The following is a 16351-nucleotide window of genomic DNA, read 5'->3' as shown; positions in this document are numbered from 1 at the left end:
ATAGACAGCCTCGATCGCGCACGAGTGCGGCAGACGTTCGAGAAGCGGTTCACGGTCGAGCGCATGTGCAGCGATTATCTGGCACTCTACCGAGCACTCACGAGCGGCACGGCAGACGCAGTTGCCCCCACAAACGAGCTCTCCAGAAATATCGCGATGGTGGCTGTGCCGGGCTGAGGAACCGACTGATCCACATACAGACCACGACGGCGGAGTCCGGGAGCGCCTGCGGGGTCTTGTCGCCGGGCGCGGCGATCGCGCCAGAAGCCTGTGATCAGCAGCAAGCCTTCCCGGGGCTGATGCTTTCGCGAGCGGCGGCGCACTGCCGCCCGGTCCGGATTGACGCGCGCTACTTTCGCTGCAAAGGTGCTTTAACGACTTGTTTACCATGCGTCGGTCAGGGGTGGGGGAATTTGGAACGCTTTCTGGGCGCGAACCGCCTTAATTGGGATGATCGGGCCGAACTGCACTCGACCGACACGACGGGCAGCTACCACATCGAGAATGTGCTGGCCGGCGGATCCAATCTCTATGAGCTGGAAACACGCGAGCTCGGCGATATCGCCGGCAAGGATATCGTCCACCTGCAGTGTCACATCGGTCTTGACACGATCAGCCTGAAGAATCTCGGCGCAGGCAGCGTGACCGGGCTCGACTTTTCACCGACGGCGATCGTGGCAGCGCGGGATTTTGCTGCGAAGGCAGGCACCGAAGTGCGCTTCGTGGAAGCGCCACTGTTCGAGGCGGTGGAAGCGCTCGGCCGGACCTTTGATATCGCTTACGTTACCTGGGGTTCGGTAAACTGGCTGGACGACGTGTTCCGTTGGGCGCGGGTGGTTGCCGATCTTCTGCGACCCGGCGGCCGCCTCTACATGGCCGAGGGCCATCCATTGCTGTTTCAGTGCGATCGAAAGGCCGCGGCCCTGGAATTGAAGCACGACTGGCGAACGCCGATAGCTCGGCCGCTCGCCTGGAACGAGGAACTGACCTACACCGGCGATGATCGCATCTTGAAGCATCCTCGCTATTATGAATGGATCCACCCGATCAGTGACGTGGTGAATGCGCTGATTTCAGCTGGTCTGACGCTCGATTTTCTCAATGAGCATGACACGGTTTCGTGGCAGCACTTTTCATTTGCCGTGCGGGCCGGCAAGGATATGTACGGCTTGCCGGAGAACTCTCCCAAGATACCGATGGCTTATTCCATTGGCGCGACGAAGCGCAGCGTCGGCAAGATACCATACCTTGTGTCTCCCAAGGCGATTGAGGGGCACTAGTCCAGGTCAACGCTCCAGAGTACCCGGGTCGGAGCGTCGACTTGTGCAATCGCTCGCGCTCCTCGATCTTCCGAGCAAGCCAGGTCTAGCCGGCCTCTCTCTCGGTCCGCTTCCACAGACGAGCGCCTTGAGATGAGCAGATCTCCTCGCGAATGGTCGACAGACGCTGGATCGCCGGCGCCAGCGCATCTCAATCAGTGGGACCATGGCAGTGGAAGTCGGCAGCTGGCTCCAACCGCTCGGGCCTGCAACATCAGCAACGGTCGGAAGTGCAAAAGCTCTAAGGAGCGTGAAGGTCAAATTAAACATTGAAAGCTAATGTTCCTCATCGGGTCGACCCGAAAACCTGAAATGGCACTTGAGGAATCGCCTATTGGCTTTTTTCCGCGCTAGGTTCGGCGGCATCAAGGAGGTCGTCTTTTCGTCGGCAAATATTCCGGCGGCGATCGCGCTTGTCGTCATACTTATCAGCGCTGCGTTCGCGGAGCACCAGAACAAAGTCGTCTCGGACCAGGCCGTCCGTTCGGACGTGCTGACCAAGGTCAACCTCATCCGCGCCAAGCTCGAAGGCAATATCAACGGAAACCTTCAACTCGTGCGTGGATTGGTCTCCGCGGTCGTGACCGAGCCCTATATGGGACAGCAACGCTTCGCCTCACTCGCGAGCAATCTGTTTGGCGCCGACTCGCAATTGAACAATATTGCCGGCGCGCCCGATCTGGTCGTTTCCCTGATGTACCCGATGGAGGGTAACGAGCAGGCGATGGGCCTGGACTACCGCAAGAACGAACGACAGCGTGCGGCTGCGCTAAGGGCGCGAGACGAACGCAAGCTGGTGCTTGCCGGCCCCGTCGAGCTGAAGCAGGGAGGACAAGGCTTCATCGGCCGCTTTCCGGTTTTCGTGCGGAGCGCGGGCAATACGGAAAGGTTCTGGGGCATCATTTCCGCCGTTGTCGACGTGCAGCGTCTTTATCGGGCGAGCGGGCTGCTTGACGACGATCTCGGGATTGACATAGCGCTGATCGGCAGGGACGCTCTCGGCCAAAATGGAGACCAATTCTACGGTAGTGAGCGGATCAGCAAAAGCGATCCGGTGACAGCCGACGTTGTGCTCCCGTCCGGTTCGTGGCAAATCGCGGCCATTCCCAAAAATGGCTGGCCTTCGACGCCAAGCAACGCATGGTTGTTGCGCGCTATCATGGCGACGGCCGGAGCCTTGGTTGTGTTCCCTTTCCTGGTCACAGGCCGCCTGATTGGCGAAAGACAGCGCAATTATGCGGAATTGCGTCGATTGTCACGACGCTTGGAACTCGCCCTGGAAGCTTCGGCTATTGGGGTTTGGGAACACGATCTCGCGACCAACGAGCTTACGTGGGATGATCGCGTCAACGAAATATATGGCAAACCAACCGGCGAGCACCGGGGCTATCCAGACTGGGCGGGAGCAATCCACCCAGATGATTTGGCTGGCGCCAACGCGGACTTCGACAGGGCGGTGGCCAGCGGACGACCATATTTGTCGGAGTACCGGATTGTGCGTCAGGATGGCGAGATCCGTCATGTCCGGTCCAAGGCGATCGTTTACCGGGTCGCAAACGACACCCCAAAAATGATCGGCGCGGAATGGGACGTGACTGCCGACGTCCTGCTGAACAAGGATCTGGTTCGTGCAAAACAGCTGTCCGAGTCGAAAAATGCAGAACTCGAGTCAGCCAAAGCGCGCATAGAGCACATCGCGCTTCATGATTCGCTGACCGGCTTGCCCAACCGGCGTTACCTCGACCAGGTACTGGAACATTACGCGGCAAACGCCAGGCACTCAGGCGGGCACGCGGCACTGCTTCACATAGATCTGGATCGGTTCAAGCACATCAACGATACGCTGGGCCACGCCGCCGGTGACGCGATGTTGGTTCACGCGTCAACCGTGCTCAGGTCGAAGGTCGGCGACGAGGGATTCGTCGCCCGTATCGGGGGAGACGAATTCATCGTTCTGTGCGTGGTGCGCGACGATACCAAGCAGCTGGCGCTGCTCGCCGACCGCGTCATCAGCCAGATGCGCGAACCGGTCTACTATCAGGGTCATCGATGCCGTTTTGGTGTCAGCGTGGGAATCGCTGTCGATAACGGAAAAGATGTCGAAGCCAAACACCTGCTGGTGAACGCCGATATCGCGCTTTACCGAGCAAAGGGGCGGGGGCGCAATCGATACGAATTCTTCACCGACGCGATGCAAAGCGAAATCGTCGATACCAAGCGGATTGCCGACGAAATTCTCGGCGGCCTCGAGCGCAACGAGTTCATCCCGTTCTACCAGCCCCAATTTGACGCAAAGACGCTCGAAATCGTTGGGGTTGAGGCGCTGGCGAGGTGGAAACATCCAATAAAGGGTATTTTGGCGCCCGACGTCTTCCTGAGGATTGCAGAAGAACTGAACGTTGTCTCGATCATCGACCAAGCCATATTGAAGCAATCGCTTTCGGATTTCGAAGCGTGGTCCGCTGCAAAACTTCACATTCCGCGGGTGTCGGTCAATGTCTCGGCCAGGCGCCTTCAGGATGAGGAGCTCATCAAGAGCCTGCGAGAGCAAAATATCAAGAAGGGAACAGTTTCGTTTGAGCTTGTTGAGTCGATTTTCCTGGACGAGAACGACGACCTTGTCACGTGGAACATCGAGCAGATAAAAGAACTGGGGATTGACATCGAAATAGACGATTTTGGTACCGGTTACGCTTCAATGGTCAGTTTGCTGAAGTTGCAGCCGCGCCGGCTGAAGATAGATCGGCAGCTGGTCACCCCAATCGTCAAATCGCCGCAGAGAAGGCAGGTTGTCTCGTCGATCATTGAAATCGGCAAGTCGCTGGGTATCGAGGTCGTGGCGGAAGGCGTCGAGACGATGCAGCATGCACGGCTACTTAAGGGCCTGGGCTGCGACATATTGCAGGGTTATGCCTTCGGCCACGCGTTCGATTCCGAGGGACTTAAGACCTTTGTCCGATCGCGACGCCTGCGCACGGCCAGCTGAGCCTCGGCGCCAGAATTTATCGAGCCGACCGCCTTCACGTTGCGGTACATAGGCGTACAGCGGACAAAGCTGAAAACAACGCCAAACCTCAGATCAGCAGCAGCCCCTTCATGCTGGAGTGGCCTTTCCTGCCGATGATGATGTGGTCGTGAACGGCAATACCAAGCGGTTTGGCCGTCTCGATGATCAGCTTGGTCATCTCGATGTCGGCGCGCGAGGGCGTCGGGTCTCCCGACGGATGGTTATGCGCCAGAATGATCGCCGTGGCGGAGAGCTCCAAGGCGCGCCTGACCACCTCGCGCGGATAGACCGGTGTGTGGTCGACGGTGCCGACCTGCTGGACTTCGTCGGCGATCAGCGCGTTTTTCTTGTCGAGGAACAGGATGCGGAACTGCTCGCGCTCCTCGAAGGCCATCACCGACCGGCAGTATTCGAGAACCTGCGTCCAGGTCGACAACAGCTCGCGGCCGGCGATCTCGCCGCGCGCCATGCGCTGCGCCGTTGCCGCAACCACCTTGAGGTCGAGCGCCACCGCCGGGCCGATGCCCTTCACCTCCTGCAGGCGCTCGACGGACGCACCGAGGACCTCGGCCAATGTACCGAAGCGTGCCAGCAATGCCTTGGCGACCGGCTTGGTGTCGGCGCGCGGGATCAGCCGGAACAAAAGAAGCTCGAGCAGTTCGTAGTCGGGGAGGGTGTTGGCACCGGCGGCGAAGCGCTCGCGCAGGCGGTCGCGATGGCCGAGATAATGCGGCTTGTCGGCGGCCACCGCCTTCGCGTGGGATCGCACTGGCCTTTCGGGAAAGAAGGCCCGCTCGTCGTCGTTGCCGTTCATGGCTGCCCCACCCAGCATTTGCCGGGCAAGGTAACGCCCGATCTGCCAGACACTAGGCCCGCAGGCCGGGGCGGTCGAGGTTTTTTGGCGACAGCGTGAAGATCTCGCAGCCGGTCTCGGTGACGCCGATCGTGTGCTCGTACTGCGCCGACAGCGAACGGTCGCGCGTCACCGCGGTCCAGCCGTCCGACAGCACTTTCACATGCGGCCGGCCGAGATTGATCATCGGCTCGACGGTGAAGATCATGCCCGGCCGCATCTCGACGCCTTCGCTGGCGCTGCCGTAATGCAGGATATTCGGCGCGTCGTGAAACAGCCGGCCAACCCCGTGGCCGCAGAAATCGCGCACCACCGAGCAACGCTCGGCTTCGGCATAGGTCTGGATGGCGGCGCCGATGGCGCCGGTTCGGGCGCCCGGCTTGATTGCCGCGATGCCGCGCATCAGGCACTCATACGTGACTTCGAGCAGCCGCTCCGCGGCACGCTTGATCGTGCCCACCGGATACATGCGCGAGGAGTCGCCATGCCAGCCGTCGAGGATATAGGTGACGTCGATATTGACGATGTCGCCATCCTTCAACGGCTTGTTGTCGGGTATGCCGTGACAGACGACGTGGTTGATCGAGGTGCAGGATGATTTCGTATAGCCACGGTAGTTGAGCGTCGCCGGAAGCGCGCCATGGTCCATCCCGAACTCGAAGACGAAGCGATCAATCGCTTCGGTGGTGACGCCGGGCGCCACAATCGGTACCAGTTCGTCGAGGCAGCGCGCGGTGAGATCGCAAGCCTTGCGCATGCCGACAAAACCTTCCTCGTCGTAAAGACGGATCTGGCCGGTGTTTCTGAGCGGTGCCGTGGCGGCGTCGAGATAGGTGACCATTTTATCCGTCTTGCAGGGATGCGGGGCTGGATGAGCCTCGGCGAGAGAAACCTTCCCAGATTTGGCACTGGAAAGCGCAAGGTTCAAGGACGAACTGCCGGCGACGGGCCGAAGACCGGCGATATTCACGCCTGGGGGCATTCTCCTTGCCTCTAGCGGCCCATACTTCGCTGGGTTCATTGACCACCGTAGTGACGACACATTTCTAGGCGAGAAGCGGCCCAAGCATTAAGCCGCCACGGCAATTTTTTGCGACGAACGGCGTTGCTGCGGGGGTGTCAGTTCGGGAGAGATCGAATGGACAGACTGCAATTCGAGGTGCCGGTGCGGATCGCGCCTGTGCCCGGCCAGCCGGTCGAGGAAATCTACAGTGTCGAGCAGGCGCTCGATTTCCTGCAAACATGGCCGGTTCGCCGGAAGGGACCAACCTACCAGGCCGCGTTCAATGCCTGTTTTGGCGCCACGGTGGACATCGTCGAGACCGAAGACGCATGGCGGGCCTTCATGGCCTTTTGCCGGGTGAGCGGCCTGCTTGCCAGGGACATGATGGTTCCGCGCAAGCGCGGCGGCGAGGCGAGGGGACTGCGGGCTTAGACAGCCTTCGACGAAGTCCTCAGTCGTCTTCGCCTCTTCTTGCCGACACCCCTATCAGAGTGGCGGGTCCAGCAGAGCTGGCGCAGCATCACGCTGGCGATAGACATATGCCAAGTTGAAATGCTGGTACGCCCAAGGGGAATCGAACCCCTGTTACCGCCGTGAAAGGGCGGTGTCCTGACCGCTAGACGATGGGCGCGCTCAGATGTGAGCGCTTATAGTTGCGTCACGACAAACCGGCAACCCGTCTGCCGCCGGCTGCGACAACTTTTTTCCTTTGGCTCCAAACCGCGTGTTTTTGCCGGCGAAGCTGGTTGCGGCAAAGTACAACGTCGCCGGGGAAGGGGCGTCGCGGCGCCGGAAAGAACCTAGCCGCGCCTGCGGCAGCGCCAGTTCCAGTCGCGCTCGGGGCCGACATCGACATGGACGGATTCGGTGTGGCAGTAGGTGCCGACGCCGCCGCGGCCCGGCATGGTGCGGATGTAGCTCGCCAGTTCCCACTTCGAGACGCCGGGGACCTGGATGTCGGCGGCAGCGCAGTACATGTGCAGCGAATTCTTGGCGCCGTTGGCGCGGCGGTTGCGGGCCGGATCGCGATAGCCGGAGGTGACCGTCATCTTGCGGCCGTAGTGGCCTTCGATCGTCTTCAGCACGCGAACCAGCGACGGCTTCAAGCAGGCGACATCGACGCTTTCGTTCTGTTTCAGGAGGCCGTTGGGCGCCAGCCGGGCAAGGCCGGCGGCGGAGGCGACCTGGTAGGCGCCACCCGAACCTTCGTCTTCGTTGAGATCGACGTCACTCTCATCGTCGAGGCCGGATTTGCGCTTGATCTCGAACAGCGCCGTCTGTCGCACGCCGGGCAGCGCATCGGCCGTGAAGTGGCTGGTATCGCCCGTCGACACCAGCTGCACCGGCTTTTCAGCCGGATCGGCCGAAGCCAGGGTGACGGTGGGTTTTGCCGCAGGCGTCGCCTTGGCCTGCATGACCGTTGGCTGCCCGCCCGATCTGCTGTTGGCCGGCGAAGAAGGTGCCGCCGAAGCAGGCGTGGCGCTGAACAGTGAGGCCAGGAAGTTTTTCTTCGGTGCGTAGGCCTGTGGCTGCGGCATCTCGCCGGCGGTCACATAGACCGGGTTGTTCATCGCCGGCTCGGCGGCCTTGGCGTCGGGCTTCGATGCATCAGCACTGTTCTGCGCCACGGCCTGTTCAGCCGTCTGGGCGTTTGGTTGCAGCGGTTGCGGCGTGTGTCCCGCGATCGTCTCGGCTGCCGTGGGAACGGCGATCGGGAAGCCGGCGTCGAGCTTGGCCCCTGGCTTGGCCACCGGCACATAGGCGACCTGCTCGGGAAGGTTGGCGTCGCCGTCGGCATTCATCGTCATTTGTGTGCTTGTCATCTGCGACGATGATGCGGCCGTGCTGGCCTGGGGCGCACCGGCGGCCGTGCTGATTTCGGTAGCCGAGGTATTATAGCCTGGCATGCCGACCGACATGGTCGGGTCGCCGGCCGAGGTGCAGGACGCCAGGAGCACCGAGAAAAGCGCCGCCACAATGGCGCGGCTTTCTCCCTTCGCGAGGCGCGATCCTGCTGATCTCAAAACAAAATTCCCCCTCGATATCCGACCGGTTCGTCATTGGCGCGGCGTCGAAACGTCTCGTCGAAATGACCCTTGTTCCCCGAACCGGAAACGAGACCTGTGTCAAATCTGCAAGCCTCAAAGTAATTTGGCGGCTAGAGGATGAATCAAGGCTGCTCAGGGTTGACGGCACCATTTCGCCCGCTTTTGGCGGCGCGTCAACTCACCACACATTACAGATGGTTACACGCGCACCTTGACATAGGTGCCGGGGGCTTCGCCTAGAACTTGCATATGCTCGCCCGGTTTGCGGGCCGGTACGCGGGTATTGTCCTTGGCTTCGATCCAGCGTTGCCAGTGCGGCCACCAGGAACCGGGATGGTCGGTGGCCCCGGCGAGCCACTGGTCGAAGTCGCCGGCCGGCTTGCCGCCGGTCCAGTAGTGATATTTCTGCGCCGCCGGCGGATTGACGACCCCGGCGATGTGGCCGGAGCCGGCCATGACGTAATCGACCTCGCCGCCGAAATATTTCGAGCCGAGGAAGACCGACAGCGCCGGCGCGATATGGTCCTCCTTAGAGGCGAGGTTGTAGACCGGCATGGTAACGTCCTTCAGCGAAACCGTGCGGCCCGCCAGTTCCATCATGCCTTGCGAAAGCCTGTTCTCGAGATAGCAATTGCGCAAATAGAAAGAATGGTTGGCAGCGCCCATGCGGGTCGAATCGGCATTCCAGTAGAGCAGGTCGAAGGGCAGGGGATCCTTGCCGCGCATGTAGTTGTTGACGACATAGGGCCAGATCAGGTCGCCCGAGCGCAGCATGTTGAAGGCGGTCGCCATCTTGGTGCCGTCGAGATAGCCTTTCTCGTTCATCGCCTTTTCGACGGCCGCGACCTGCTCCTCGTCGACGAACACTTTTAGATCGCCGGCATAGGTGAAATCGACCTGGGTGGTGAAGAAGGTCGCCGATTTGATGCGGTGGTCGCCTTCCTGCGCCATCAAGGCCAGCGCTGCCGCCAACAGCGTGCCGCCGACGCAATAGCCGATGGCGTTGACTTGCCTTTCGCCGGTGGCCTTCTCGATCGTGTCGAGGCCGTATTGCAGGCCCTCCCTGATATAGGCCTCCCAGCTCTTGGCGCCGTGCCGCTCGTCCGGGTTGATCCAGGAGATGATGAAGACGGTGTGGCCTTGCTCGACTGCCCAGCGAATGAAGGATTTTTGCGGGTTGAGGTCGAGGATGTAGTATTTGTTGATCCATGGCGGGCAGATCAGCAGCGGCCGCTTGAGCACGGTGTCGGTAGTCGGTTCGTATTGCAGGATTTCGGCGACGTCGCTGCGGCCGACCACCTTACCCGGGGTGGCGGCGAGATTCTTGCCGATCTCGAAGGGCGAATAATCTGCCTGCCGCAGCTTCAGGTCACCCTTGCCCGCGGCGATGTCCTCGGCAAGCATCTTCATGCCGCGCACCAGGTTTTCGCCGTTGGAGGCGACAGTCTCGCGAAACAATTCCGGATTGGTCAGGATGAAATTCGACGGCGAGATGGCATTGGACACCTGCTTGACATAAAAGCCGGCCTTGTGGCGGGTGTGCTCGTCCAGGCCATCGGCGTGCTCGACCAGTTCGGCCGCCCAGCGCGAGGTGACCAGATACGCCTGTTTGAGGAAATCGAAGAAGGCGTTGCGGCCCCATTCCGGGTCCTGGAAACGCTTGTCACCGCGCTCGGGCTTGACCGCGTCCTCGGCGTCCTCGGCGCCGGCGCCGATGCGCTGGACGGCGTTGGCCCAGACGGTCATGTAGCCGGAAAACAGCCGCGTTTGCGCCTCCAGCGCGCGCTGCGGGTCGGAGAGCCAGTACTCGGTGAGCTTGGAGAACGTCTTCACCATGTCGACGACCGGCTCAGCGACATGATCGCGCACCTCGCCTTTTTCCCGCGGCTCGGCCCATGCCGAGGCGGCCTTGCCGGCCTGCTCGATCATGCGAGCCATGTTCAGCGCGAAGCGTTCCGGGTCCTTCACCAGATATTGCTCGACGGTCGAAGGTTGGTCATCTTCCGCTTTGCCCGAATCGGGTGTTTTGGCCATGGTTCGCGGGGTTCCTCCCGAAGCGTTTTGTTGACATATTACCATGGGATATCGAACAGGGTCCAATGTGCTCTAACCCGGCCGCCAGGAAAACAATATGACGATTAATATTGGCAAGAACGTTTTTTCCGGCACTGGTCGTTTTTGCCGCATGGCGCTCGTCCTGTTGGCGATGGCCGGTTGCACGAGCAGCAACATGGAAGGTGCGGCGCCCGCCACCGGCCTTGTCGGCGCGAAGGACACCGGTTCCTATCCGAACCTGAACATCCGGCCGCAGGTGGCGGCCGAACAATTCACCGACGAGGAAAAGAACGCCAAGCTCGCCCAACTGAAGGCCGAGGAACAGAGCCAGGCCGCCAAGGGCGGCGGCGTCAAGGTTGCGGACCAGGCAGCGCTGGACCAGCTGGCAAAAAAACACGGCGCCGAGGCGCTGAAGCAGATCGAAGGCAAATGCGACCCCGCTCTCGACCCTAGTTGCAAATAAGCTTATACGCGCGACCGCAACCTCACTGTCTGGAACTGCCATGGAAGAATTTCACAAGGTCCGCCGGCTTCCGCCCTATGTCTTCGAACAGGTCAACCGGCTGAAGGCCAGCGCCCGTTCGCGCGGCGCCGACATCATCGACCTTGGCATGGGCAATCCGGACCTGCCGACGCCCAAGGCCATCGTCGACAAACTCTGCGAGGTGGTACGCGATCCGCGCACGCACCGCTATTCGTCGTCGCGCGGCATTCCGGGCCTGCGTCGTGCCCAGGCCAACTACTATGCCCGCCGCTTCGGTGTGAAGCTCGACCCGGACAGCCAGGTGGTGGCGACGCTCGGCTCGAAGGAGGGCTTCGCCAATATGGCGCAGGCGATCACCGCCCCCGGCGACGTGATCCTTTGCCCTAATCCGACCTATCCGATCCATGCGTTCGGCTTCATCATGTCGGGCGGCGTCATCCGCTCGCTGCAGGTCGAGCCGGACGACGGCTTCATCCCGGCCCTGGAGCGCGGCATCCGCCATTCGATCCCGAAGCCGCTGGCACTGATCCTCAATTATCCGTCCAATCCGACGGCACTGGTCGCTTCGCTCGATTTCTACAAGGAGGTGGTGGCCTTCGCGAGGAAGAACGACATCATCATCCTGTCGGATCTTGCCTATTCGGAGATCTATTTCGACGGCAATCCGCCGCCTTCGGTGCTGCAGGTGCCGGGCGCCATAGACGTCGCCGTCGAGTTCACCTCGATGTCGAAGACCTTTTCGATGCCGGGTTGGCGCATGGGTTTTGCGGTCGGCAATGAACGGCTGATCTCGGCGCTGACGCGAGTGAAATCCTATCTCGACTACGGCGCCTTCACGCCGATCCAGGTGGCGGCGGCGCATGCACTCAACGGCGATGGCGCCGACATCGCGGAAGTGCGCGACGTCTACCGCAAACGCCGCGATGTCATGGTCGACGCTTTCAGCCGCGCCGGCTGGACCATTCCCGCACCGGCGGCATCGATGTTCGCCTGGGCGCCGATCCCGGAGCCGTTCAAGCACCTTGGCTCGCTTGAATTCTCCAAGCTCCTGATCGAGCACGCCGACGTCGCGGTGGCGCCGGGCGTCGGCTTCGGCGAGCATGGCGACGATCACGTGCGCATCGCGCTGGTCGAAAACGAGCACCGGATCCGGCAAGCGGCGCGCAACATCAAGCGCTTCCTGACGTCCAGCGCCAAGCAGCCAAACAATGTCGTGCCGCTCGCCGCGCATCGCTGATTTTCTACACATCAACCGACTGAATGGGGCGTCGCCGGACATGGCTGAAGCGTTGCGTGTTGGAATTGCCGGGCTCGGCACCGTCGGTGCGTCGGTGGCCCGCGTGCTACGCGACAAGGCGGCCGAACTGACGCGGCAGTGCGGGCGCGACATCGTCGTGTCGGCGGTTTCGGCCCGCGATCCCAAACGCGACCGCGGCGTTGATCTTGGCACAGCACAGTGGTTCGACGACGCCGTCAAGATGGCGCAGACCGCCGAGATCGATGTCTTCGTCGAGCTGATTGGCGGCGACGAAGGCCCGTCACGCTCGTCCGTCAAAGCGGCGCTCGAGGCCGGCCGCCACGTCGTCACCGCCAACAAGGCACTGCTTGCCAAGCACGGGGTGGCATTGGCCGAGATCGCCGAGAGGAAAGGCGTGCTGCTCAATTACGAGGCGGCGGTGGCCGGCGGCATTCCGGTCATCAAGACGATGCGCGAGGCGATGGCCGGCAATTCGGTGACCCGCGTTTTCGGCATCCTCAACGGTACCTGCAATTATATTTTGACGCGCATGGAAGCCGAGGGCCTGTCCTTTGATGCCTGCCTGAAGGATGCGCAACGGCTGGGCTATGCCGAAGCCGACCCGACCTTCGACATCGAGGGCCACGACACCGCGCACAAGCTGTCGATCCTGACCAGCCTTGCCTTCGGCACGAGGATCGCCGCCAACGATATCTATATGGAAGGCATCTCCAACATCAGCCAGGCCGACATCCGCGCGGCCGGCGATCTCGGCTACCGGATCAAGCTGCTTGGCGTCGCCCAACGCACCGAAAGCGGCATCGAGCAGCGCGTGCACCCGACCATGGTGCCGACGGCCTCGGTCATCGCGCAGGTACACGGCGTCACCAACGCGGTGGCGATAGAAACCGACATCCTCGGCGAATTGCTGCTTTCGGGCCCTGGCGCCGGCGGCAACGCCACCGCGTCGGCGGTGATCGGCGACATTGCCGACATCGCCAAGAGCCGGCCTGGCTTCCAGCATGGTCCGGTCTTCGGCCGGCCGGCAAAGGAATTGAAGCCTTACAAGAAGGCGCAGATGCGCAGCCATGCCGGCGGCTATTTCATCCGGCTGACCGTGCACGACCGCCTCGGCGTCTTCGCGGCAATAGCCAAGCGCATGGCCGACAACGACATTTCGCTGGAATCGATTGTCCAGCATGCCGCCGGGCCGGAAACCGAGGCACAGAAGACGGTCATCCTGGTGACCCACGAGACGACCGAGGCGGCGGTGCGCAAGGCCGTCGACGGCATCACCAGGGACAGCCTTCTGACCGACAAGCCGCAAGTCATCCGCATCGAGCGGGCCGGATAGCAGTCTCACATTTTGCGTTTAATCGATTGATATTGCTGCGCTTTCAAAAAGGTCCAACGCAGGTCTTGCTGTTGTCACGGGGCTTTGACACAAGAAGCGCGTCTCTGGCGGGAGGCTAAACTGCCAACGAGGATTGTCCATCGATGAATGTGGCCCAGAACATTGTCGCCGGCCTCGACCGGATACTGACCATGGAATTGGTGCGCGTCACCGAACGCGCCGCGGTCGCGGCCGCCAGATTGCGCGGACGCGGCGACGAGAAAGCCGCCGACCAGGTCGCGGTCGATGCCATGCGGCAGGAGCTCAACCGTCTTGCGATCAACGGCACGGTGGTGATCGGCGAAGGCGAGCGCGACGAGGCGCCGATGCTTTATATCGGCGAGGAGGTCGGTACCGGCCAAGGCCCGGCTGTCGACATCGCGCTTGATCCGCTCGAAGGCACGACGATCTGCGCCAAGAACCTGCCCAACGCACTGGCCGTTATCGCCATTGCCGAAAAAGGCAGCCTTTTGTTCGCGCCGGACGTCTATATGGACAAGATCGCGATCGGTCCGGGTTATGCCGACGGCATCATCGACATCGATGCCTCGCCGGCCGAAAACATCGCCAGCCTCGCCAGGGCCAAGGGCGTGCCGGTGGCGGAGATCACCGCCTGTATTCTCGACCGGCCACGCCATGGCGCGTTGATCGAAGCCGTGCGGGCGACCGGAGCCGCGATCCGTCTGATCGGCGACGGTGATGTCGCCGGGGTCATCCACACCACCGACCCGGACGAAACCGGCATCGACATTTATCTCGGCACCGGAGGCGCGCCCGAAGGCGTGCTCGCAGCTGCCGCCTTGCGCTGCACCGGCGGCCAGATGCAGGGCAGGTTGATCCTCGATACGCCGGAAAAGCTGGCGCGCGCCGCCAAGATGGGCATCTCCGACCCTAAACGGATCTACCACACGCAAGACATGGCACGCGGCGACGTGCTGTTTGCCGCGACCGGCGTTACCGACGGCAATATGCTGGCCGGCGTCAAGTTCGGCCGCAATTTCATCACCACGCACACGATCGTGCTGCGCTCGTCATCGCGGACCGTGCGCGAAATCAAAGCCAGGCATCAGGATCTGGAAAAGTTTTGATTTCGACTCAGTTAGCCGTTGCATATTGTGCGCAATGACAAATTGCAGACGGCGCGTCACGTGACGGGGGAAAGACGCTTTTTCCTCGATGTCAGGCAGTCGGCCACCGGCGTTTCCTGGGAACACCGGCTGACCGAGCGTCAGGACATGGCCGCGCTCGCCATCGCGCAAGGGTATGGCGTGCCTGACATCGTGGCACGTGTGCTGGCCGGGCGTGGTGTCACCGCCGAGCAGACCGAGCGGTTTCTGGATCCGACCATCCGCAATCTGCTGCCCGACCCGGCATCGCTGACCGACATGGACAGGGCCGCCGCTCGCATCGCCCAGGCGGTGATGGCCAGGGAAAAAGTGGCGATCTTTGGCGACTACGATGTCGACGGCGCCGCCTCGTCGGCGCTGCTCAAGCGCTTTCTCGCATATTTCTCGGTGGCGTCGGAGATCTACATACCGGACCGCATCTTCGAGGGTTACGGCCCCAATCCGGAAGCGATGCGCGAACTCGTCTCGCGCGGCGCGACGCTGATCGTCACCGTCGATTGTGGCACCAACAGTGCTGCTTCCATCGACGCCGCAAAGGCCGCCGGCGCCGACGTCGTGGTGCTCGATCACCATCAGGTCGGCGGGCCGCTGCCGGCGGCGGCTGCGGTCGTCAACCCAAATCGCGAGGACGACCTTTCCGGCCAAGGTCATCTTTGTGCCGCCGGCGTCGTCTTCCTTTGCCTGGTGCAGACCGCGAAGATCCTGCGCGGCCGCTTGCCGGATGCCGCACCGCCGGACCTGCTTGGCCTGCTCGACCTAGTGGCGCTGGGCACAGTCTGCGACGTGGTGCCGCTCACCGGCGTCAACCGCGCCTTCGTGGTCAAGGGGCTGCAGGTGGCGCGGCAGCAGAGAAACGAAGGGCTGGCGGCGTTGGCGCGGGTCTCGCGTATAGGCGAGCCGATCAGCACGTTCCATCTGGCCTTTCTGATCGGTCCGCGCATCAACGCCGGCGGGCGCATCGGCGACGCAGCACTTGGCAGCCGCCTGCTTGCAACCGACGACCCGCTCGAGGCCCGCACCATCGCCGAGACGCTGGATCGGCTCAACCAGGAACGGCAGTCGATGGAGCAGGAGATGCTGGCCGCCGCGCGCTCAGAGGCCGATGCCGAGCTTGCCGGCGGCAATGGTCCGGCCATCGTGGTGACAGCCAGCAGCAACTGGCATCCTGGCATTGTCGGCCTGCTTGCCTCGCGGCTCAAGGACCATGCAAGACGGCCGGCCTTTGCCATCGCCTTCAACGCCAATGGTGTCGGTACGGGGTCAGGCCGTTCGGTGTCGGGCTTCGACCTCGGCCGGCTGGTGCGCGAGGCTGCCGATGCCGGGCTTATCGTCAAGGGCGGCGGCCACGGAATGGCGGCCGGCATCACTGTCGAGCGGGCGAAGCTCGGCGAACTCAGGGCTTTCTTCGAAGAGCGCGCGGCGGTGGATGTGTTCCGCCTGCAAGGCGAGGAGAGCCTGGCGATCGACGGCGCGCTTGCCGCCGAGGGCGCGACGCTTGCGCTGCTCGATGCGCTTGAGAGGGCAGGGCCGTTCGGCGCCGGGCATGTTGCGCCGGTGTTCGCGCTGCCGCGCCACCGGCTTGTCGATGCGCGGGCGGTCGGCAGCAACCACATCCGCGCCGACCTGCAGTCGGAAAGCGGCGGCCGCATCCAGGCGATCGCCTTTCGCGCGGTCGACACGGCTCTTGGCGAATTCCTGTTCAAGAACAGGGGTAAGCCGGTGCATGTCGCCGGCTCGCTGTCGGGCAACCACTGGAACGGCAACCGCACGGTGCAGTTCCGCATCGTCGACGCGGCGCTTGCCTGAGAGCTCGCTGCCGCCCTGC

Annotated in this window: 12 protein-coding genes and 1 tRNA gene; 8 read left to right on the top strand and 5 right to left on the bottom strand. The window is 62.3% G+C overall.

Going from position 1 to position 16351, the window contains the following annotated elements:
* Nucleotides 1–413 precede the first annotated feature (413 nt).
* Together NKJ81_RS13035 and NKJ81_RS13030 are read left to right on the top strand one after the other, a co-directional pair.
* Nucleotides 414–1280, top strand: a complete 867-nt coding sequence (locus tag NKJ81_RS13035; protein ID WP_352540670.1) for a class I SAM-dependent methyltransferase — start codon at nucleotides 414–416, stop codon at nucleotides 1278–1280.
* A gap of 445 nt (nucleotides 1281–1725) precedes the next feature.
* On the top strand, nucleotides 1726–4305 hold the full coding sequence (locus NKJ81_RS13030) for a bifunctional diguanylate cyclase/phosphodiesterase (RefSeq protein ID WP_352540676.1): 2580 nt from the start codon (nucleotides 1726–1728) through the stop codon (nucleotides 4303–4305).
* A gap of 88 nt (nucleotides 4306–4393) precedes the next feature.
* Here the strand turns inward: NKJ81_RS13030 and radC are convergent, their stop codons facing one another.
* The gene (radC, locus tag NKJ81_RS13025) at nucleotides 4394–5140 is read right to left on the bottom strand and encodes a RadC family protein (protein ID WP_352540669.1); all 747 of its coding nucleotides are present in this window, start codon (nucleotides 5138–5140) and stop codon (nucleotides 4394–4396) included.
* 52 nt (nucleotides 5141–5192) lie between these two features.
* On the bottom strand, nucleotides 5193–6020 hold the full coding sequence (gene map, locus NKJ81_RS13020) for a type I methionyl aminopeptidase (protein ID WP_352451363.1): 828 nt from the start codon (nucleotides 6018–6020) through the stop codon (nucleotides 5193–5195).
* Nucleotides 6021–6317: 297 nt separating this feature from the next.
* Here map and NKJ81_RS13015 point away from each other — a divergent pair, with 297 nt between their 5' ends.
* On the top strand, nucleotides 6318–6614 hold the full coding sequence (locus NKJ81_RS13015; protein WP_023678889.1) for a DUF982 domain-containing protein: 297 nt from the start codon (nucleotides 6318–6320) through the stop codon (nucleotides 6612–6614).
* 124 nt (nucleotides 6615–6738) lie between these two features.
* Here NKJ81_RS13015 and NKJ81_RS13010 read toward each other — a convergent pair.
* The 3 genes from NKJ81_RS13010 to phaC all read right to left on the bottom strand — a co-directional run bounded on the left by NKJ81_RS13010 (nucleotide 6739) and on the right by phaC (nucleotide 10264).
* A tRNA-Glu gene (locus tag NKJ81_RS13010) sits at nucleotides 6739–6813 on the bottom strand.
* 169 nt (nucleotides 6814–6982) lie between these two features.
* The gene (locus tag NKJ81_RS13005) at nucleotides 6983–8101 is read right to left on the bottom strand and encodes a YcbK family protein (protein WP_352540675.1); all 1119 of its coding nucleotides are present in this window, start codon (nucleotides 8099–8101) and stop codon (nucleotides 6983–6985) included.
* 327 nt (nucleotides 8102–8428) lie between these two features.
* Nucleotides 8429–10264 (bottom strand): class I poly(R)-hydroxyalkanoic acid synthase, encoded by a 1836-nt coding sequence (phaC, locus tag NKJ81_RS13000; RefSeq protein WP_352540668.1) that lies wholly within the window; start codon nucleotides 10262–10264, stop codon nucleotides 8429–8431.
* A gap of 97 nt (nucleotides 10265–10361) precedes the next feature.
* Between phaC and NKJ81_RS12995 the strand changes: the two genes are divergently transcribed.
* The 5 genes from NKJ81_RS12995 (at nucleotide 10362) to recJ (ending at nucleotide 16332) form a co-directional block, all read left to right on the top strand.
* Entirely contained in the window at nucleotides 10362–10748 is a 387-nt protein-coding gene (locus NKJ81_RS12995) for a hypothetical protein (protein ID WP_352540667.1), read from the top strand.
* A gap of 40 nt (nucleotides 10749–10788) precedes the next feature.
* A complete protein-coding gene (locus NKJ81_RS12990; RefSeq protein WP_352451361.1) occupies nucleotides 10789–12006 on the top strand; it encodes an LL-diaminopimelate aminotransferase in 1218 nt (405 codons plus the stop codon).
* A 40-nt stretch (nucleotides 12007–12046) separates the two neighbouring features.
* Entirely contained in the window at nucleotides 12047–13360 is a 1314-nt protein-coding gene (locus NKJ81_RS12985; protein ID WP_352500850.1) for a homoserine dehydrogenase, read from the top strand.
* A 143-nt stretch (nucleotides 13361–13503) separates the two neighbouring features.
* Complete coding sequence (gene glpX / locus NKJ81_RS12980; RefSeq protein WP_352540666.1) at nucleotides 13504–14487, top strand: class II fructose-bisphosphatase; 984 nt, start codon at nucleotides 13504–13506, stop codon at nucleotides 14485–14487.
* 60 nt (nucleotides 14488–14547) lie between these two features.
* On the top strand, nucleotides 14548–16332 hold the full coding sequence (recJ, locus tag NKJ81_RS12975) for a single-stranded-DNA-specific exonuclease RecJ (protein ID WP_352540665.1): 1785 nt from the start codon (nucleotides 14548–14550) through the stop codon (nucleotides 16330–16332).
* Nucleotides 16333–16351 lie beyond the last annotated feature (19 nt).

It is taken from the genome of Mesorhizobium sp. M0018 (assembly GCF_040323955.1).
GTDB lineage: Bacteria > Pseudomonadota > Alphaproteobacteria > Rhizobiales > Rhizobiaceae > Mesorhizobium.
This window is presented reverse-complemented; position numbering and strand designations above follow the sequence as displayed.

What these genes read in the sequence shown, in the direction of transcription:
- radC (WP_352540669.1), bottom strand. Translation starts at nt 5,140, where the DNA reads ATGAACGGCAACGACGACGAGCGGGCCTTCTTTCCCGAAAGGCCAGTG.
- map (WP_352451363.1), bottom strand. Translation starts at nt 6,020, where the DNA reads ATGGTCACCTATCTCGACGCCGCCACGGCACCGCTCAGAAACACCGGC.
- NKJ81_RS13015 (WP_023678889.1), top strand. Translation starts at nt 6,318, where the DNA reads ATGGACAGACTGCAATTCGAGGTGCCGGTGCGGATCGCGCCTGTGCCC.
- NKJ81_RS13005 (WP_352540675.1), bottom strand. Translation starts at nt 8,101, where the DNA reads ATGTCGGTCGGCATGCCAGGCTATAATACCTCGGCTACCGAAATCAGC.
- phaC (WP_352540668.1), bottom strand. Translation starts at nt 10,264, where the DNA reads ATGGCCAAAACACCCGATTCGGGCAAAGCGGAAGATGACCAACCTTCG.
- NKJ81_RS12995 (WP_352540667.1), top strand. Translation starts at nt 10,362, where the DNA reads ATGACGATTAATATTGGCAAGAACGTTTTTTCCGGCACTGGTCGTTTT.
- NKJ81_RS12990 (WP_352451361.1), top strand. Translation starts at nt 10,789, where the DNA reads ATGGAAGAATTTCACAAGGTCCGCCGGCTTCCGCCCTATGTCTTCGAA.
- NKJ81_RS12985 (WP_352500850.1), top strand. Translation starts at nt 12,047, where the DNA reads ATGGCTGAAGCGTTGCGTGTTGGAATTGCCGGGCTCGGCACCGTCGGT.
- glpX (WP_352540666.1), top strand. Translation starts at nt 13,504, where the DNA reads ATGAATGTGGCCCAGAACATTGTCGCCGGCCTCGACCGGATACTGACC.